At 54.4% G+C, this 15,946-nt stretch carries 17 protein-coding genes; 6 read left to right on the top strand and 11 right to left on the bottom strand.

Translation table 11 applies throughout. From position 1 onward, the window contains the following. The first annotated feature begins 370 nt into the window (after positions 1 to 370). The 6 genes from GGR27_RS10415 to GGR27_RS10390 all read left to right on the top strand — a co-directional run bounded on the left by GGR27_RS10415 (position 371) and on the right by GGR27_RS10390 (position 6,966). Positions 371 to 907, top strand: coding sequence for an RNA polymerase sigma factor (locus GGR27_RS10415; protein ID WP_168037386.1), 537 nt, complete (start codon positions 371 to 373; stop codon positions 905 to 907). After that, complete coding sequence (locus GGR27_RS10410; RefSeq protein WP_168037385.1) at positions 904 to 2,250, top strand: PorT family protein; 1,347 nt, start codon at positions 904 to 906, stop codon at positions 2,248 to 2,250. Before GGR27_RS10415 ends, GGR27_RS10410 begins: the two co-directional genes overlap by 4 nt. Before the next feature lie 142 nt (positions 2,251 to 2,392). Further along, positions 2,393 to 3,127 carry a peptide-methionine (S)-S-oxide reductase MsrA gene (gene msrA / locus GGR27_RS10405; protein ID WP_168037384.1) on the top strand — a complete coding sequence of 245 codons (735 nt, stop codon included), beginning with the start codon at positions 2,393 to 2,395 and terminating at the stop codon, positions 3,125 to 3,127. Positions 3,128 to 3,367: 240 nt separating this feature from the next. After that, positions 3,368 to 3,787 carry a hypothetical protein gene (locus GGR27_RS10400; protein WP_168037383.1) on the top strand — a complete coding sequence of 140 codons (420 nt, stop codon included), beginning with the start codon at positions 3,368 to 3,370 and terminating at the stop codon, positions 3,785 to 3,787. Between the two features lie 206 nt (positions 3,788 to 3,993). Next, positions 3,994 to 5,583: an NAD(P)/FAD-dependent oxidoreductase gene (locus GGR27_RS10395; RefSeq protein WP_168037382.1), complete on the top strand. Its 1,590-nt coding sequence runs from the start codon at positions 3,994 to 3,996 to the stop codon at positions 5,581 to 5,583. Between the two features lie 153 nt (positions 5,584 to 5,736). Next, on the top strand, positions 5,737 to 6,966 hold the full coding sequence (locus GGR27_RS10390; protein ID WP_168037381.1) for a glycosyltransferase 87 family protein: 1,230 nt from the start codon (positions 5,737 to 5,739) through the stop codon (positions 6,964 to 6,966). Here the strand turns inward: GGR27_RS10390 and GGR27_RS10385 are convergent. The 11 genes from GGR27_RS10385 to GGR27_RS10335 form a co-directional block, all read right to left on the bottom strand. After that, a complete protein-coding gene (locus GGR27_RS10385; RefSeq protein WP_209037918.1) occupies positions 6,948 to 8,123 on the bottom strand; it encodes a peptidoglycan DD-metalloendopeptidase family protein in 1,176 nt (391 codons plus the stop codon). The genes GGR27_RS10390 and GGR27_RS10385 overlap by 19 nt on opposite strands. A 223-nt stretch (positions 8,124 to 8,346) precedes the next feature. Next, on the bottom strand, positions 8,347 to 9,105 hold the full coding sequence (locus tag GGR27_RS10380) for a zinc ribbon domain-containing protein (RefSeq protein WP_168037380.1): 759 nt from the start codon (positions 9,103 to 9,105) through the stop codon (positions 8,347 to 8,349). 45 nt (positions 9,106 to 9,150) lie between these two features. Next, a complete protein-coding gene (locus tag GGR27_RS10375) occupies positions 9,151 to 9,942 on the bottom strand; it encodes a Nif3-like dinuclear metal center hexameric protein (protein WP_168037379.1) in 792 nt (263 codons plus the stop codon). A 168-nt stretch (positions 9,943 to 10,110) separates the two neighbouring features. Then, on the bottom strand, positions 10,111 to 10,614 hold the full coding sequence (locus GGR27_RS10370; RefSeq protein WP_168037378.1) for a hypothetical protein: 504 nt from the start codon (positions 10,612 to 10,614) through the stop codon (positions 10,111 to 10,113). A 44-nt stretch (positions 10,615 to 10,658) separates the two neighbouring features. Then, positions 10,659 to 11,933 carry an RHS repeat domain-containing protein gene (locus GGR27_RS10365; protein WP_168037377.1) on the bottom strand — a complete coding sequence of 425 codons (1,275 nt, stop codon included), beginning with the start codon at positions 11,931 to 11,933 and terminating at the stop codon, positions 10,659 to 10,661. 204 nt (positions 11,934 to 12,137) lie between these two features. Then, entirely contained in the window at positions 12,138 to 12,395 is a 258-nt protein-coding gene (locus GGR27_RS10360) for a type II toxin-antitoxin system RelE/ParE family toxin (RefSeq protein WP_168037730.1), read from the bottom strand. A gap of 46 nt (positions 12,396 to 12,441) precedes the next feature. After that, positions 12,442 to 12,717, bottom strand: coding sequence for a hypothetical protein (locus GGR27_RS10355; RefSeq protein WP_168037376.1), 276 nt, complete (start codon positions 12,715 to 12,717; stop codon positions 12,442 to 12,444). Positions 12,718 to 13,032: 315 nt separating this feature from the next. Continuing rightward, positions 13,033 to 13,527, bottom strand: coding sequence for a D-glycero-beta-D-manno-heptose 1-phosphate adenylyltransferase (rfaE2, locus tag GGR27_RS10350; protein ID WP_168037375.1), 495 nt, complete (start codon positions 13,525 to 13,527; stop codon positions 13,033 to 13,035). A 174-nt stretch (positions 13,528 to 13,701) separates the two neighbouring features. Beyond that, positions 13,702 to 14,631, bottom strand: a complete 930-nt coding sequence (locus tag GGR27_RS10345; protein WP_168037374.1) for a DUF4097 family beta strand repeat-containing protein — start codon at positions 14,629 to 14,631, stop codon at positions 13,702 to 13,704. Between the two features lie 131 nt (positions 14,632 to 14,762). Then, positions 14,763 to 15,371 (bottom strand): hypothetical protein, encoded by a 609-nt coding sequence (locus tag GGR27_RS10340; protein WP_168037373.1) that lies wholly within the window; start codon positions 15,369 to 15,371, stop codon positions 14,763 to 14,765. After that, positions 15,368 to 15,937: an RNA polymerase sigma factor gene (locus GGR27_RS10335; protein WP_168037372.1), complete on the bottom strand. Its 570-nt coding sequence runs from the start codon at positions 15,935 to 15,937 to the stop codon at positions 15,368 to 15,370. The genes GGR27_RS10340 and GGR27_RS10335 overlap by 4 nt, the downstream gene beginning before the upstream one ends. Between the last annotated feature and the right edge of the window lie 9 nt (positions 15,938 to 15,946).

Raw genomic sequence — 15,946 nt, 5'->3', positions numbered from 1 at the left:
GGATCGCCGTGGCTTAGAGCATGCTGGAACTTTGGGTTCCTGGCCGGTTTTGAGGCAGTTTTGTGATGGTTAAGGCAGCAAAACCGGAGTTTAGCCGTAGCTAAATGAGGATTTTGCTAACGAAGACCACCGTAAAAGTGGCCAAAACAAGGCCGGAAGATAAAGTCCCAACATGCTCTTAATCTTGTCCTGAACTAACACGTGTAATACAACCCGTCCGAAAACACTCCTGGTTTTCGGGCGGGTTTTCTCGTTTGCCGCGTGGGCGGCACGCCCAAAGCGGCTCTTCCATTTTATCTTTACGTACGGACCACGGTTTGCCCCCAGTGCGTATCAATCGTGCAAAGCACGACCACTATCCATGCTCAGCATGAAAGAAAAAGAGCTGATCGAAGGAGCCCTGCGGGGCGACGAGCGGGCTTCACGCCTGCTTTTCGAACGTTACGCCCCCCTGCTCATGGGCGTTTGCCAACGCTATTGCCGTACGCAGGCCGAGGCGGAGGACGTACTTCAGGATTCGTTTGTCCGCCTGTTCCAAAAGCTCCCTAAATATGGATTTCAGGGTAGTTTCGCCGGTTGGGCGCGACGGCTGACGGTCAACGTCGCCCTCAAAACTTACCAGCGGAAGCGTTTTCAGATGGAGCAATCTGGCCTAGAAAACATCACTGAGGCCGGTGGCGCGCCGAAAGCGTACGCCGAACTGGGCGAGCAGGAGCTACTCGACTTGATCCAACAATTACCGGATGGCTACCGCGTCGTCTTCAACCTCTACGCGATCGAGGGCTACAGCCACAAGGAGATTGGCGCGATGCTCGGCATCCAGGAAGCCAGCTCCCGGTCTCAATTACTCAAAGCCCGCAAGGTTCTCCAGGCCCGCATCGTGGCCCGCCAAAAAATAGCCATATGAAGCACATCGACGATCTTTTTCGGGATGGCCTCTCCGGCCGCAAAGGCGACGTCCCCGCCGATCTTTGGGCTAAGATTCAGGCGGCGCGGCCAGCCGTTCCCGCCGGTGAGGCGCTCGATCAGAAATTTAGCGATGCCCTCCGCGACCGGGAAGCGCCCGTGCCCATCGGCATGTGGGGTCGCATCGTAGCGGCCCGGGCGCTGCCGCGCAAGAGAGCGCTTTACGCCCTGGCGTCACTCGCTCTGCTCCTGCTGATGGGCGGGTTCCTGTACCTGAATCAAGGGCAGGCACCAGTTACGCCAGCGGCCACCGCACCCGCCGTAGCGCAAGTCGATCCGGCACGTGACCTCCAGCTAGCAACGACCGAACGGACCTCCACTTCCGAGGCTGTGGGTATTGACCAAGGGGCATTATCGGAACGCCCCGCCCCGTCCGCCAACGCAACCGCGGCAAGGAATACGTCAAATAATTTGGCGCGGAACGCGGGTGCCGAGTCATCGGGCACGCAAACTTTACCGGGCGCACCCGTCGGGATGTCGGCCAGCGAAGCAGCGACACCGCCACCTACGTTAATGAACGAACGAAATACGGCGGTCACTTCCCCCTTACCGTCCATCGTCAATTTTTTACCGGTAACAACCACCCTACCGAAAGAGCGCAAACAAAAGTTCCGTCTCCAACCCACCAAAGGCACGTCCTTCAGCCGCGCCCCGCGTCACCGTAGCCAGACGGAGATGCTTTTCGGCGGCGCCTACGCCAACCAAGTACTCACGGCCAGCACCCCGGAGGATCGCGCCCTGCTCTCCGCCCGGGAGAACTCCGAATTCCCCGAAGTCAGTTACCAAATCACGCTGCGCCAGTCCTACCGATTCACCGACCGGATCGTGTTACGCGGTGGCCTAACCTACGTCGACGTCCGCAACCAGCTCGACTACGAAGAAATTGTCGACAACGAACTCGTCTTTACCAGCCGAAATAACCACCTGCGGATGCTGGAGGTACCGGTCCTCGCCGGCCTCACCATCCCCGGGAAGCGGCTGAGCGTCTCGATCAACGCCGGCCCGGTTTTCAACCTAACCACCGCCGTCCAGGGTAGCTACCTCGACCCGGACACCCCGGAACCAATTGATCTGCGAGAATCCGGAAATTACCGCACTTACACCGGTGTGGGTTACATGACCTCGCTGACGACGACTTACGCGATTGGCAAGAAAGAACCCTTCGTGCTGGTGCTGGAGCCCTTCTTTAAGCACTACCCCGGCTCGTTTACGCGTCCCGGCGCACGGATTCAGGAGAGTTACTGGTTGGCGGGCTTGCAGTTGGGGATTCGCAAGGGGCTTTAGGTTTTTAGGCGGTAGGCGGTAGGCGAATATTAAGTATTTCGTTTGACGTTATGTCTTGAATTTGTCGGGCGCCGACTCAATCATTCGTGCGGGCTAACCCAATGCCACCGTTGTACGTTATGCCTAGCGTAAATACAATGACATGAAAATTTTCGCATTCCCACTTTTACTTATTGGCTTTTTCGTTAGCCTGAGCGCTTGCGACAGCCAGAAGACTAACGCCACCAACGCTACCACTACCGAGACGAGCACCCCTTCCACTAACCGGGCCTCTCAGCCTGATCTGGCCGGTGACGTCACCATTGAAGAGCTCGACGCAAAGTATCCGGGTATGGAGAAAGCCTACCTCGCCGGTGGTTGTTTTTGGTGTACCGAGGCTAGTTTGGACCGGATTCAGGGCGTTGCCGACGTGTGGTCGGGCTACGCGGGTGGGCCGGAAGACAACCCGACGTACCGGCAGGTAGCCGGCGGACAAACGAAGCAGGCCGAAGCCATCGTCGTTTATTTCGACCCGGCGGTCATCGATTACGAAACTATTCTCGACGTGTTTTTCGTCGCCCACAACCCGACGGAACTCAACCGCCAGGGCCCGGACGTCGGGACGCAGTACCGCAGCACCATCTTTCCCCTTAACGACGAGCAACGCCGTACCGCGCAGCTCAAGATCCGCGAGCTCGACGCGAGTGGCCAGTTCAGTAGCAAGATCGCCACAACCATTGAGGACCCGATCAAATTTTGGGTAGCGGAAGGGTACCACCAGGATTACTACGAAAACCCCAACAACCCCAACTGGAGCTACGTCACCAACGTGAGTAAGCCGAAAGTGGAAAAGGTGATGAAGGTGTTTCGCGATCGTCTGAAGCCGGCGTTTCTCTAGTTCCTCTCCATTCAAAATTAATAAAGTAGCCCGGGGTACAAATTCGTCACGGGCGATTTGTACACCGGGTTTTGTTTGAAGTATCCCTCCGAAATAACCACGCACTGTTTTTATAAAGTTAAAGCGCCCCCGGGACTACCGCGCGATTGCTATATTTACGCCATAAAACAACATCCCGCGTTGCACCGCCGTTGTTTTTTCACGCTGATCTGGACTTTTTACTGCTTTCAAACAACCAACATGCGCTTTTCTCTCACGCTGGCCCTGGTGGCTATTGGCACGGCCCTCTTTGCACAGAACCCCGCCGACATTTTTCACAAAACGGTCGACTTGGATGCCGTAAACGAGGTTAGCCTCGACGTGTACGCCAACGACAATTACGAAGTCCGGCAGTGGCCGGGCGATGACATTCTCGTGGAAACGAGCGTCAAAATCACTAACGCCAAACCGTCTCTGCTCCAGTTCTTTCTGGAGAACAACCGCTACGATCTCGGGGCCAACGTCACCGGCGACCGGATGCAGTTGATCAGTACGGACAAAACCCGCCGCCAAATTCAGGGCCGGGAAGGCACCACAACTGAAGACGTCGCCATTGTGGTCTACATGCCCGAAGAGTTTACGGATGCCGGTAGCAATACTTACCGCCGGAAATCGAAATAGCGCACGGCGGCGGCTACGTAACCTAGCTTCTTCCGTGTTTTCTCTGCACCCGCGACTGCGCCCTTGAAATGCGCGGTCGCGGGTGCCTTGTTTTTTTGGTGATGCTGACCAGCTTAGAACCATAAGCCTGGGCCATTTTGTTAGAATGACCACGCTGCGTCCGAAGGATAAACTCCGGCGCTTCCTACCCAGTATCTTTGCCCCCGATGACCGCCACCACCGTAGAAATAAAACTTCCCCCCACCGAGCTCCACGACCCCGCCGCCCTCGCGCGTGCCCTGGACCGCCAGACCAAGCTACGCCCCGACCAGATCGGCGAAGTCCAAATCGACCGGCGCAGTATCGACGCTCGTGGTAGCCGGCCCGTCTTTCGCCTGCGGGTCAACGTGCTCCCCCCCGGTGAGGCCACCACGCCGGAGTCGCCCTACCTCGCCGGTTTGCGGGACGTTGCCGCCGCCACCCCCGTCACCATCATCGGTTGCGGCCCAGCCGGCATGTTTGCCGCCCTGGAGCTCATCGAACTCGGCCTTAAACCCATCATCATCGAGCGTGGGAAAGACGTGCAGCAACGTCGGCGGTCGCTCCGGGCCATTCAGCAGTTCGGGGAAGTCGACCCGGAGTCAAATTACTGTTTCGGCGAGGGCGGCGCGGGCACTTATTCCGACGGCAAACTCTATACCCGCAGCCTCAAAAGAGGAAACTATCTCAAAGCGCTCCACCTGCTCGCCGAGCACGGTGCGCAGCAGGATATCCTCATCGACGCTCACCCGCACATCGGCTCCAACAAACTTCCGAAGGTGGTCGCCAACATGCGCCAAACCATTCTCGACCGGGGCGGGGAGATTCGTTTCGGGCACAAGCTCGTCGATCTCGAACGTACCCCGGGCGACCTCAAAGCACTAGTTATTCAGGATCCTGACGGCGCGACTTACCGCCTGGAAACATCCGCTTACATCCTCGCAACCGGTCATTCCGCGCGCGACGTCTACGAGCTACTGCACCGGCACGACGTCCGGATGGAAGCCAAGCCTTTCGCGCTCGGCGTGCGCATCGAGCACCCTCAATCCTTGATCGACCAAATTCAGTACGGACAAAAAGAAAGGGAGGAAAACCTCCCGGCGAGTAGCTATAAATTGGTTTCGCAAGTGAAGGGGCGGGGCGTCTTCAGTTTTTGTATGTGCCCGGGTGGGCTAGTTGTCCCCGCCGCTACGTCACCCGGAGAATTGGTCGTAAACGGGATGAGTCTTTCCCGGCGAGATAGTCCTTACGCTAACTCCGGAACGGTCGTTGCCGTAGAGATGGAGGACCTCCAACCTTATGCGAAGCACGGCGTATTTGCCGGTCTGGCGTTGCAACGACACGTAGAACAGACCATGTTCGGAGCGGGCGACGGCACGCAAAAGGCACCAGCGGCCCGGCTGACTGATTTTGTGAACCGGAAGGTTTCTTCCAGCTTGCCCGCGACCAGTTACATCCCCGGTCTGCTGGCCGCACCGATGCACGATCTGCTCCCGAATGACATCTACGGCCGGCTGCAGCAAGGCATCAAAGACTTCGGACGGAAAATGCACGGTTACTACACCGAGGAAGCGAACGTGATCGGCACGGAAAGCCGGACTTCGAGCCCCGTCCGCATCCCCCGCGACCGGAAGACGTATCAGCATCCGGATTTACCGGCGCTTTTCCCCTGCGGTGAGGGGGCTGGCTTCGCCGGCGGGATTTTGAGCGCGGCGATGGACGGGCAGAACGTGGCTAAGTCGGTGGCGTTGGCGTTAAGCGCCAGGTCTGGAAAATAGGACAGGAACGGTTAAATCATGGACGCGAAACCATCACAGCTATTAGTTCGCCTCCTTAGTGGATTAGCGTTTGTGTTGGGGATATTCTACTTAGGCTATTTCGTTGACCGAACTCAGTCTTGGGCCTTAATCGGTGCTTTTTCTTTAGCTTTTGTGAGTTTCTTCGGCTTGGTCTGGCGCGTGCGCGACCGCGAGTTATTCTGGTTGATGGGTTTGGGAATCGTTGCGCGGTTGCTGCTGGTGTTTGCTTTTCCCCTGCTGAGTGACGACGTCTATCGGTTCATCTGGGATGGTTTGCTGATCAACGACGGCAGGAACCCTTTTACGCACGTTCCAACCTATTATCTAGCAGCGGGAGAAATCATTCCGGGGATCAATGCTGCCCTGTACGAGCAACTAAATTCCCCCGATTACTTCACCATTTATCCCCCGGTAGCCCAGGCGGTTTTTACGCTAGCTACTTGGCTTAGTCCGGAAAGTTGGTACGGCGCGGCGGTAGTCATGAAGCTTTTTCTGTTTGTCTGTGAGGTGGGAAGTTTGTTTCTGCTCTACCGCCTGCTCACCGAATTTTCAATCCCGGGCAAAGCCCCTTCTGCCCTACCAAAAAGCAATTTACTCCTCTACTGGCTCAATCCACTGATCATCGTCGAGATCACCGGCAATCTGCACTTCGAAGGCGCCATGGTATTCTTCCTGCTACTTGCGCTTTACCTACTTACGCGCAGTCAGGTGGCTCGTGCGGGGGTCGCCATGGCGGCGGCGGTGGCGAGCAAATTGTTACCGTTGTTGCTGCTGCCCTACTTGATTCGCCGACTTTGGGGCCGGCCGTTTTGGGTGTTCTCCGTTGCGTTCGGAGCAAGCTTACTACTCTTCTTTGCGCCCCTGCTATCTACTGGTTTTCTGGATGGTTTCGGGAGTAGCCTGGATCTGTATTTCCGTGACTTTGAATTCAACGGCAGCCTGTATTACTTAGCTCGAGCCTACGGCTACTACGACGTCGGGTGGAACCAAATTGCAGCCTTCGGACCGGGCTTGGCGATATTCGCCGCCGTCAGTATTCTGGTACTTGCTTTATTAGACGGACGCTCTTCGTGGTGTTCGCTACCGGAAGGGTGGCTGTGGGCTTTTGTCATCTATTTACTTTGCGCCACCACGGTGCACCCCTGGTATTTAAGCGTACCGATCGTGCTTTGCTGCTTCACCCACTGGCGTTTTCCGCTCGTCTGGAGTTTTTTGATTACGTTGACTTATACGAGCTATGCGTCCGATCCTTACGAGGAAAACCTTTGGCTGGTAGGATTGGAATACGCGATCGTGCTGGCCTTTGCGATCTACGAGTTTCGTGGGCGGAAACGGTTACCAGCTCAGTCAAAGTTGACGTAACCGTATTCGCCACGCTCCGTCAGTACGCGGTAGAAACGGCCGGTGACGCTTATTCCGGTGACGGGTTCTTCGTTTTCTAGCTGGCGGAGGACGGTCCCCTTGCGGTCGGGTTGTTGGCGGAGGTAATGGTTGCCACGCTTGGGTACCGCCAGGGTAGCTTGGCCCGTGTTAAGTCGGTATTTAGGTTGCGGCGGGGCGGGGTCGTCATTCCTCAGTAGAGGATTAGGATCGTAGGCACCGCCCGCGTACACGCCGAAATGGAGGTGTGGTGGCGTCGTCCGGGCATTCCCCGTGTTGCCGACCGTGCCGAGGGTATCGCCGCGCCGGACGTTCTGCGCACGCCGCACGTACTGACTATCGAGGTGAGCGTAGTAGTAGCTTTGGTTGCGCTTTCGGTCGTAGAGCCAAATAGTTTTCCCGCCGAGACCACCGTTGGCCACTTTGCGGATGCGTCCGTCCGCCACGGCAAGCAATGGCGTGCCTTTCGGGGCAAAAATATCGTTGCCTTTGTGGGCGCGTTTACCGCCAGCGCGTGAATCCCCCCAGAAGCTTTTGATGGCGCGCTGGTCTTTACCGGCCACGGGGAAAAGTAGGGCTGCTTTCGTAGTTAAAGCAATTTGGGCGTCCACGCGGGTGCCGGGGGCGGACTGTAGGAGAAAAATCATTCGTTCCGAGCGACCAGCCGGTTCGTAGTCGAAAGACAGTTTACCCTCCTCCCAACTTCTTACCGGGCTGTTGCTTCGCCGACCGTCGTCCATTACTCGGTAGAGCTCCCCAAACACCTTCCCGGAATCGACTTCACCCGTCACCCGTAAAATCCGACCGCCCGGGAGGGTAAAGCGAATGGCCTGGGCGGATGTTGCTACCGGGCCATCCAGCGCGAATATTTCCCGGTGAGGTAGGGTAACCACCAATTGCTGGGTATCGGCGTTCGTAAAACTTTGCTCCCACTTTTCTAACACGGCACCCGCGACCGCGCCCTCCTTTTCCAAGCGACTTAAGTACTTTTCACGCGCCGTCTTGGGCTTAACCAGCTTTTCCACCAATGATTCCGCCCGTTCGAAAAGGCCTCGCCAATTGCAGGAACCGTAGGACATGACGATGGCCAGGAGAATGAGCAGTAGCAGGTTGAACCTGATGGTAGATGATCTGGGCATGTAAGTGAGCGCACGGCTTGCAGGCAAATTTACCTAACTAATTTGAAGAGTAGCGGTGTTGAATATCAGGCTGATATTCGGCAGAAGAACGCGCGAAATCGTGTTTCAGCCGAGTATTAATAGCCAGTAAATCCATGCACATCGGCCCCGAAACAAGAAAGCCCCCGCCAGTTGAACTGACGGGGGCTTGTTACTTTGAGCGTGGCTTGGGAGACTAGAAACCTTAAACCTCGGTAGCCATGTCTTCCTCGATGTTGTGGTCGACGAGAATACGATTACAGTGCTCACAGATCATAACGCGCTTCCGCTGGCTGATCTCGAGTTGCTGCTGGGGCGGGATGGAGTTGTAGCAACCACCGCAAGCGTTCCGCTCGACGGTGACGACGGCCAAACCGTTGCGGTAAGAAGTGCGGACGCGGTCGTAACCCCGGAGGAAACGGGCGGCAATTTCCTTGCGCTGCTTATCGGACTGGCGGCGAAGCTTACGCTCTTCCTTTTCCGTTTTGGCGATGATCGTTTTGAGTTCCGTCTGCTTAGTGGTAAGCAAGGTTGTCTTGGCATCACGCTTTTCGCGAGTGGTGTCCAGCGTGGCCTGCTTGGTGTCGAGGTCGCGCTGGCTGGAGCTGGATTTCTTGTCGGACAACTGAATTTCCAGGCGCTGCATTTCGGTTTCCTTCATCAGGGCCTCGTACTCGCGGTTGTTCTTGACGTTGTTCATCTGCTCCTCGTAGCGGAGGATGAGCTGCTCGGATTCGGAGACGTTGGCGCTGTGGCGGCTGATCTCGGTTTGGAGGTCGTTCACTTGGCTTTCGAGGCGGGTGATGCGGGTGTCGAGGCCGACGATCTCGTCTTCGAGGTCGGACACTTCCATGGGAAGTTCGCCTTTCAGGATTTCGATCTGGTCGATCTTCGAATCAATCTGCTGTAGACGGAACAGCTCGCGCATTTTCTCTTCTACCGTCTTTTCGGTTGCTACTGCCATCGGTCGGGGGGTATTTTATCGGGGTGGGATTACGGATGCTCTGCTTCAGGTGAAATACTGAACGGGGTTCGTATTTCGCTCCGTGCAAAGAACCGCAAAGGTAGGGAATTTCTTCATTAACAACTCCGCAAGTAATTGGGTTGTAAACTGTTCGCTTTCGTAGTGGCCCACGTCGCAGATGACGATCTCCCCGTCGGCGTCGAAGAATTCGTGGTATTTGTAGTCGGCGGTGACGAAGACGTCGGCACCGGCGGCTTTAGCCTTGTCGAGTAAGAAGCCTCCCGCGCCGCCGCAGAGGGCTACTTTTTTGATGGGTTTGCCGGCGAGGGCGGTGTGGCGGATGGCCCCGGTCTTCAATCTTTCTTTGAGTCGTTGGAGAAAATCACGCTCGCTCAGCGCTTCCGGTAACTCACCGACCATCCCCGAACCGACCGTTCCGTCGTCGTTCTTCGGGCTGAGAATCCGTAAGTTTTCCAGGCCCAGCGTCTGCGCAATTCGCTCGTTGACGCCCTGGTAACGGACGTTATCGAGATTGGTGTGAATGGCGTAAATCGCGATGTCCTCTTTAATGGCCTTGATGACGGTGCGCTCGACGTAGTTACTGCCGTTGAAGCGCTTCAGCCCTTTGAAGACGATCGGGTGGTGGGCTACGACGAGGTTGCAACCGCGGGCTTTGGCTTCAGCGATGATTTCTTCGGTGCAATCCAGGCTGGTGAGCACACCCGTTACTTCGGTTTGGGGGCTACCCACTAGGAGGCCGGCGTTGTCGTAGGCTTCCTGGAGGTTGGTGGGGGCTATGGATTCTAGGTGGGTGGTTATTTGGTTTATGGTTGGCATGGGGGGGATGACTTGAAGTCGCTAAGTTAGTGTCAACTTTTTAGGAAGGCTCAAGACTCACTCACAGATTGGACCTCGTTTAGTTGCACCTCCCACCTAAGTGACGCTACCCGTCAAGCGCCAGAGGGCCTGCGGGTAGCTCCTCATTGGGCGGGGGAACGTAAATGATCATTTTTCAGGTGAAATATTATCACAAACAGTGGATCGTATACGGATGCAATCTTCGCTATTCCACAAATCTTGCCTGTGTTTGCGATCAAACATATCGAATTTGATCGAACCTTTTTCGTTAAAGGATTCTCGAACACATTTTACTTCGATTCTATTAGAAGATAGAATAAGAGTATCTGCTTGAAAACTATAGAAAAGGGTAGAATCAAAATAGCACTCGTTATTTTGTGATAGTTGAACCAAATCGCCGGCCACAACGTAGTCAGCTACCATAACAGACGCTAAGAATCCGGGAATAAATACTTTACCCCTTTTATTAAATGCAATTTTATTCGACTTTAGACAGTCAACTAAATTGACGAGATCGCTCCCGTCTTTTATTGTAAACTTTTCAATACAATAAGCTCCGACCAACTCATCTCTTGAATTCAAACACCCATGTAGGCTAAACCCAAGTACACCGAACAATATCGGCAACATCTTATAATAGACTTGGCTCACTATTCCTTTTTGTTTTGCTGCGTTTCTATGAATTTATATAGATTTTAATTTGACAAAGAGACTCTCTCGTCCCTCAATATTATCTTCACTCCAGTTTCAAAGACTGAATTATATAAGCTTTCATTCATATTATTCGGCAATTCAATTACTCCCTGAAAAATGAAGTTGGTGAGAATGGCTTTTCCTTGGTCAGTTTGTAACTCAGCAGGAATAATGTCAAGATTATCTTCAACTATTATCGTAGACATAAGTCCTTGGTCCAAAAATTGGTCTAGTCCAACTTCGTAATCATTATTGATTTTGTACTCATGAGCTTTTTCCGAGATCAGTAATAGTGCTCTCACAGCAGCAGCGGCCCCAGCGGCCCTTCCAGCGGAGGGGCTCTTAGCAAGTGGCCCAGTATTTCTCCTTCTCTCTCGGGCCTTCCTCTGTTTTCTTCTTTGAGCAGAATTGCCACTAAATTTAGTCTTGTTCCAAAGGTGTAAGTTAAGCTTTAGCTCCTGTCGGGTAATTGGTCCAGCGAAACCATTTCTTGCTACTTTTATCTCTTTAACGATTGCTTTGATTGATGTGGCGTCGCTAATCGATAAAGAGGCATTCATACCTATAGTATTATTTTCCGTATCGATATTAAGTCCGCTTTGTCTGTAATAATTTGCAGTAGAATTTGATACATGTGACAATTTTAGTGAAGCACCACCAAAAGTCATATTGATCATAGCTTCATCGGAATCAAAGTATTCTAGCCCATCCAAATCAATTCCATCAATCGGCCGATTACTGGCGAACTGATATGGCGTCAACATAGGATAGATCTTCATCAACGGATCCACACTCAAAAACCGAGCAATTCCCGGATTATAAATCCTAAACCCATAATCATACTGCGTCAGGTCACCCCACTCGCCGTCGTCGTCTTTCTCCTTGCCGTTGAAGCCGTAGCGGTAATTTTTACCGGACCGGGAATCGGGGTCGCGGTTCATTGCCAGGCCGAAGGGCAGGTAGTCCGCTGCCGTGATGATTTCAGGAATGGTGTATTCTACGCGATCGGCCGTGCTGGTTTTTTCGTAGGCTGTCGTTATGTTTTCACTGAAGGTTACCATGACGTTGCCCAGGTGGTTCTTTAGCTCGTAGATGCGTCGACCGAAGTCCGAAACGACCGGGCCGGTATTTTTGTTGGGGAGAACTTTAGCGCCTAGTATTTCGGTATTGGGCAAGATATCTTCATTCGTTACATCTGCTTCGTCCGTTTCTTCTCCATCGGCGGGGCAGTCCTCGCAATCGGACGGCAGTTCCCGGTCGAAGGTAACTTGTCCCAAACGGTCCGAGCCGTAGAGGTATTGTTGTTTCCAGGGTGTAGGCGGAAAATATCGCCACGTCTTTCTTAGTAGCCTTGATGACGGAGCGTTCGACGTAGTTGCTCCCGTTGAACTTCTGAGGTGGTCGAGTATTTTGCTGTGTGACGATACCTCATGCTTAATTATTCAATTTATTCTTTAGATCAAAGATACACGTGCGCAGCTTTAACTAAGCTTATCGATGATGATCTGCGGATTGCGTCGGTCGTGATCGATGTCGACTACGGTTACCGTAACTGACTGCTCATCGATCGTAAAAACTATACGGTAAGGTTTGCTCATGATGCGTCGGTACATCGTTCCCCGGCTACTTACCAACGGTACCGGAGGATGACGGGTAGGCATCTCACTCAGGCTGTCGATCGCTTCTAGGATCGCCGTTAATGTACGTGTCGCTTTCTCGTATGATTGATGCTCGCCCAGTAATCAACGATTTCGTGGATCTGATCCCGCGCCTCGGGCGTGACGATTACTCGGTAAGTGATAGCCACGACTTCGCTTCTTCCTTAAGTGCTTTGATGGTTACGTATTCGCCCTGCTTTGTCCGCTCGACGCGTTGTTCGTACTCATTCATAGTAGCTTCGGCGTATTTAGGGTTGCCCTGCAGGTCAAAACCCATGATTGGATCGCTTCGCCGCTGCTTAGCTACGTAGTTGCCGATGATGGTATGAACCGCCGCCAAAAACTCATTGTCCAGGTCCTTCAGCCAATCGGACACCTCACTGCGCATATCGATGGTACTCATCAGGATTCGTTTTAATTATAAGATTACAAAAGTAACGATTTAAAGATTATCCAAGTTGCCTGCCAATGGGTAACACCGCGCCTTCCCGTCCCGCAACCGCAGGTCCGTCGTCGGGTGATCGGCTTGCCGCCCCGTCTCGAACAGATACCTAAAGTAACTAACCTTACGTAACCGGATTGGACCACATAAACACAAAAATACAAGCAAATGGTGATTCGGGGCAGCTGAACACCACTGTTGTGTGTTTATGTGTTTTGCTTCGCAATACTTCGTGCTATGTGGCGAGAAATCTGCGCAAAGTCAGTTAAGTACTCATCAACCCAAACCCCGAATCCGCCCAATAACCCCCGAAGTACTCTCCCCTTCCCGAAAAGAAAGCACCCGCACCACCCCACCCCTGGCCTGCACTTCCTCCGCCCCGACGATCGTATCGACCGTGTAATCTCCGCCCTTGACCAAAATATCCGGATTCAAAACCTTGATCAACTCAAGCGGCGTATCCTCGTCGAAAGCGATAACCCCGTCTACGTAAAACAGACCGGCCAGCAAACGCATTCGGGCTTCCAGTGGCATGACCGGGCGGCTGTCGCCCTTGAGCCGCTTTACGCTGGCGTCGGAATTAACCCCCACGATCATCCGCATGCCCAGGCCGGCAGCTTCTTCCAGGTACTGTAAATGCCCGGGGTGAATCAGGTCGAAAACGCCGTTGGTAAACACCGTCGGCTGGTCGTAAACCCGCCAGCCGCAGCGGCGCATGGAGAGGTCCTTGAGGGATAAAAGTTTGTCTTGTACGAGTTCAGCCGGGGTCATTAACGGCGAAGGTAGGGAGGCAAATTCACTCCGCCAATTCGCGAATTTTCGCTAAAATAAGTAGCTGTAAGTCAATCCTTTAGCCACCTAATATTTAATTCCTTCGCCACCTCCCTTCGTCAAACAAAGCATAGCCGCTCCTATAAAAATTCCACGGCTAAAAAGTGGTTGGGTTCAAAAGCGGACGCGCTCCAGTTCCTTCGTTTGCTTGGCCAGGTACAAATCCCCAAAGGTCAACGTAGCGGTGACCGTGCCGCTCCGCTCCGTCTTCGGGCGCAGGGCTACGCGTCGTACTTCGCTACTATTTTCCAGTTCCAGCAACTGACGGCCTTCGGGCAGCTTGGCCTGGCCGTGGCTCAGGTTGAATTCGTAGGCGAGGCTCTCCACGCCGAGTGGCTCGTAGATGTAGACGTCCGATTTGTCGGCGGTAATCCGCAAGTCGCGCATCGCCAGATTAGGGCTGAGTTTGAGCACGCCGTACTGCGCGTTGATCGTAAAAGTGCCGCCGATATCGACTAGCCGGATGTCGGACCGGCGGGAGTTGATGACGACGTTGCCATCGATCCGTTCGCCGGAAATATCCCCAAAGCGCGTCCGGATGTCGAGCAGCCCCTGGACGTTGTCGATGTTAATGGCCGAGTATTCCCCAACGATGCGAAGTTGATTTTTGAGGTTGGAGATCGTCGCGCCGCCAAAGTGGCTTTTGAGGTACACGGGGCATTCCTCCGGCAGCGTGATGTAATAGTGGATAGTCAGTTCCGATGCTGCTCGGTAGCTTTTATCGATGAGTTGGTTCTTGAGAAAAATCTTCTGCCCACCGGTTTCGGCGATGTATTCCAGGTTAGCGAGATCTTGCTCGGCTCTTTCCAGATTGGCGTGGCGAGCCGTCATCACGACTTTGACTTCGATGAGTTGTTTGTCCCAAGTTTCGACGAAAATCTCGGCCTTTTCCCCCTCCACGGCCAGTTCGCGCCCGGGCGTGTATTTGTAGGTATCCTCGATTGTCTTACTGACCACTTCCCGGTAGGCGTCGATGGTTTGGGCGCGGACGCTGGTGCCGGGTAGTAGGAAGAGGAGCAGGGTTGTTAAGGTGAGTACGCGCATGGGGAGCTTGGTATTCTTGGTGGTTTATGGCGTTTTTGTAGGCGGTAGGCGGTAGGCGGTAGGCGGTAGGCGGTAGGCGGTAAATTTTGGGAGTCTACCGCCTACCGCCTATTCTTCCTACCGCCTATTACTTACAACAACACGATAATTCTACGGTAAACGTCACTCCGTTCCCGCTCGATCTTTACCAGTTGGCGGACGACGGTGGGGTCATCTCCGTAAGCCAGCAGCATGGCTTTTACGTCTTCCTTGGCCGCCGTCAATTCTTCGAGTTCTATTCGCATTGTGTTGAGCCCCGGCTCATTGATCGTTTCCAGTTGGGCGAGGATGCGGTCGAAACTGCCTTCTTCTTCGTCCCAGTCGGGTAGCGTCGTTGCCGGAATAACTTCCTGCGTCCGGGCGTAGGTAACCTTTGGGCCTTCGTCGCGACTACTTATTCCGTAACCGGCAAAAAGCAGTACTAGCACCGAGGCGGCAACGGCGAGCCAACGGTAAGGAAGCCGGCGAGTACGGGTACTCTGCTCCTTTCCCAATCCGCCCGGCACCCGCGACCGCGCCTCCGTTTCTAACTGCTCCGACAAACCATTCCACACCGAAACCGGCGGTTGGTAGGAGGGCAGCCGCTCCGCCAACGAAGGCTTGAGATCGTGCTCGATCGCTTCCCAAGTGGCGGAAGATGGATCGTGAGCGGGCAAGCGCGAAATGGCCTCCCGCAAAGTATTTTTGTTCTTCTCCTTCATACGTAGTGGCGCAGGGCCTCGCGCAGTTTTTTCTTGGCGTAAAAGAGCTGGCTCTTGCTCGTCCCCACCGTGACGTTGAGCATGTCGGCGACCTCCTGGTGCTTGTACCCTTCTACTTCGATGAGCACAAAAACCGCCCGGTAGCCATCCGGCAGTGCGGCAATCGCTTTTTCTAAGTACTCGGTATCCAGCGCGGTCGTCCCCCAATCTAGTTCCTGGTCGGCGTGGTTGAGCGGCAGGTCCACCGTCGGTTTGCGCGCCCGTAGCTTGTTGAGGGCCGTGCGGACGATGACGACCTTCATCCAGGCGCCCACCGTAGCGTCCCCCCGAAAGGTATGCAGCTTCTGAAATACCTTCAAAAACCCTTCCTGCAGCGCATCATTCGCCGTCTCAAAGTCACCGCAGATCCGGTAACACGCCGTGTACATGGCGCGCGAGTAGCGGTCGTAAAGTTCCTTCTGCGCCCGGCGGTCCTGGCGGCGGCAGGCGGCCACGAGTTCTTTTTCGGTCATGCGGGCCGGGGGCGTTGGGGAAGTGATTAGCGGCGGGTCAAACTTCAGGTTCATGGCTAGGAC

Source organism: Neolewinella antarctica (assembly GCF_011927835.1).
In the GTDB taxonomy this organism is placed as follows: domain Bacteria; phylum Bacteroidota; class Bacteroidia; order Chitinophagales; family Saprospiraceae; genus Neolewinella; species Neolewinella antarctica.
This window is presented reverse-complemented; position numbering and strand designations above follow the sequence as displayed.

Excerpts from the sequence above, each read along its gene's own strand:
- GGR27_RS10335 (WP_168037372.1), bottom strand. The coding sequence starts at position 15,937 with ATGAACCTGAAGTTTGACCCGCCGCTAATCACTTCCCCAACGCCCCCG.
- GGR27_RS10410 (WP_168037385.1), top strand. The coding sequence starts at position 904 with ATGAAGCACATCGACGATCTTTTTCGGGATGGCCTCTCCGGCCGCAAA.
- GGR27_RS10355 (WP_168037376.1), bottom strand. The coding sequence starts at position 12,717 with ATGAGTACCATCGATATGCGCAGTGAGGTGTCCGATTGGCTGAAGGAC.
- GGR27_RS10375 (WP_168037379.1), bottom strand. The coding sequence starts at position 9,942 with ATGCCAACCATAAACCAAATAACCACCCACCTAGAATCCATAGCCCCC.
- GGR27_RS10400 (WP_168037383.1), top strand. The coding sequence starts at position 3,368 with ATGCGCTTTTCTCTCACGCTGGCCCTGGTGGCTATTGGCACGGCCCTC.
- GGR27_RS10340 (WP_168037373.1), bottom strand. The coding sequence starts at position 15,371 with ATGAAGGAGAAGAACAAAAATACTTTGCGGGAGGCCATTTCGCGCTTG.
- GGR27_RS10380 (WP_168037380.1), bottom strand. The coding sequence starts at position 9,105 with ATGGCAGTAGCAACCGAAAAGACGGTAGAAGAGAAAATGCGCGAGCTG.
- GGR27_RS10415 (WP_168037386.1), top strand. The coding sequence starts at position 371 with ATGAAAGAAAAAGAGCTGATCGAAGGAGCCCTGCGGGGCGACGAGCGG.
- rfaE2 (WP_168037375.1), bottom strand. The coding sequence starts at position 13,527 with ATGACCCCGGCTGAACTCGTACAAGACAAACTTTTATCCCTCAAGGAC.
- GGR27_RS10385 (WP_209037918.1), bottom strand. The coding sequence starts at position 8,123 with ATGCCCAGATCATCTACCATCAGGTTCAACCTGCTACTGCTCATTCTC.
- GGR27_RS10395 (WP_168037382.1), top strand. The coding sequence starts at position 3,994 with ATGACCGCCACCACCGTAGAAATAAAACTTCCCCCCACCGAGCTCCAC.
- msrA (WP_168037384.1), top strand. The coding sequence starts at position 2,393 with ATGAAAATTTTCGCATTCCCACTTTTACTTATTGGCTTTTTCGTTAGC.
- GGR27_RS10345 (WP_168037374.1), bottom strand. The coding sequence starts at position 14,631 with ATGCGCGTACTCACCTTAACAACCCTGCTCCTCTTCCTACTACCCGGC.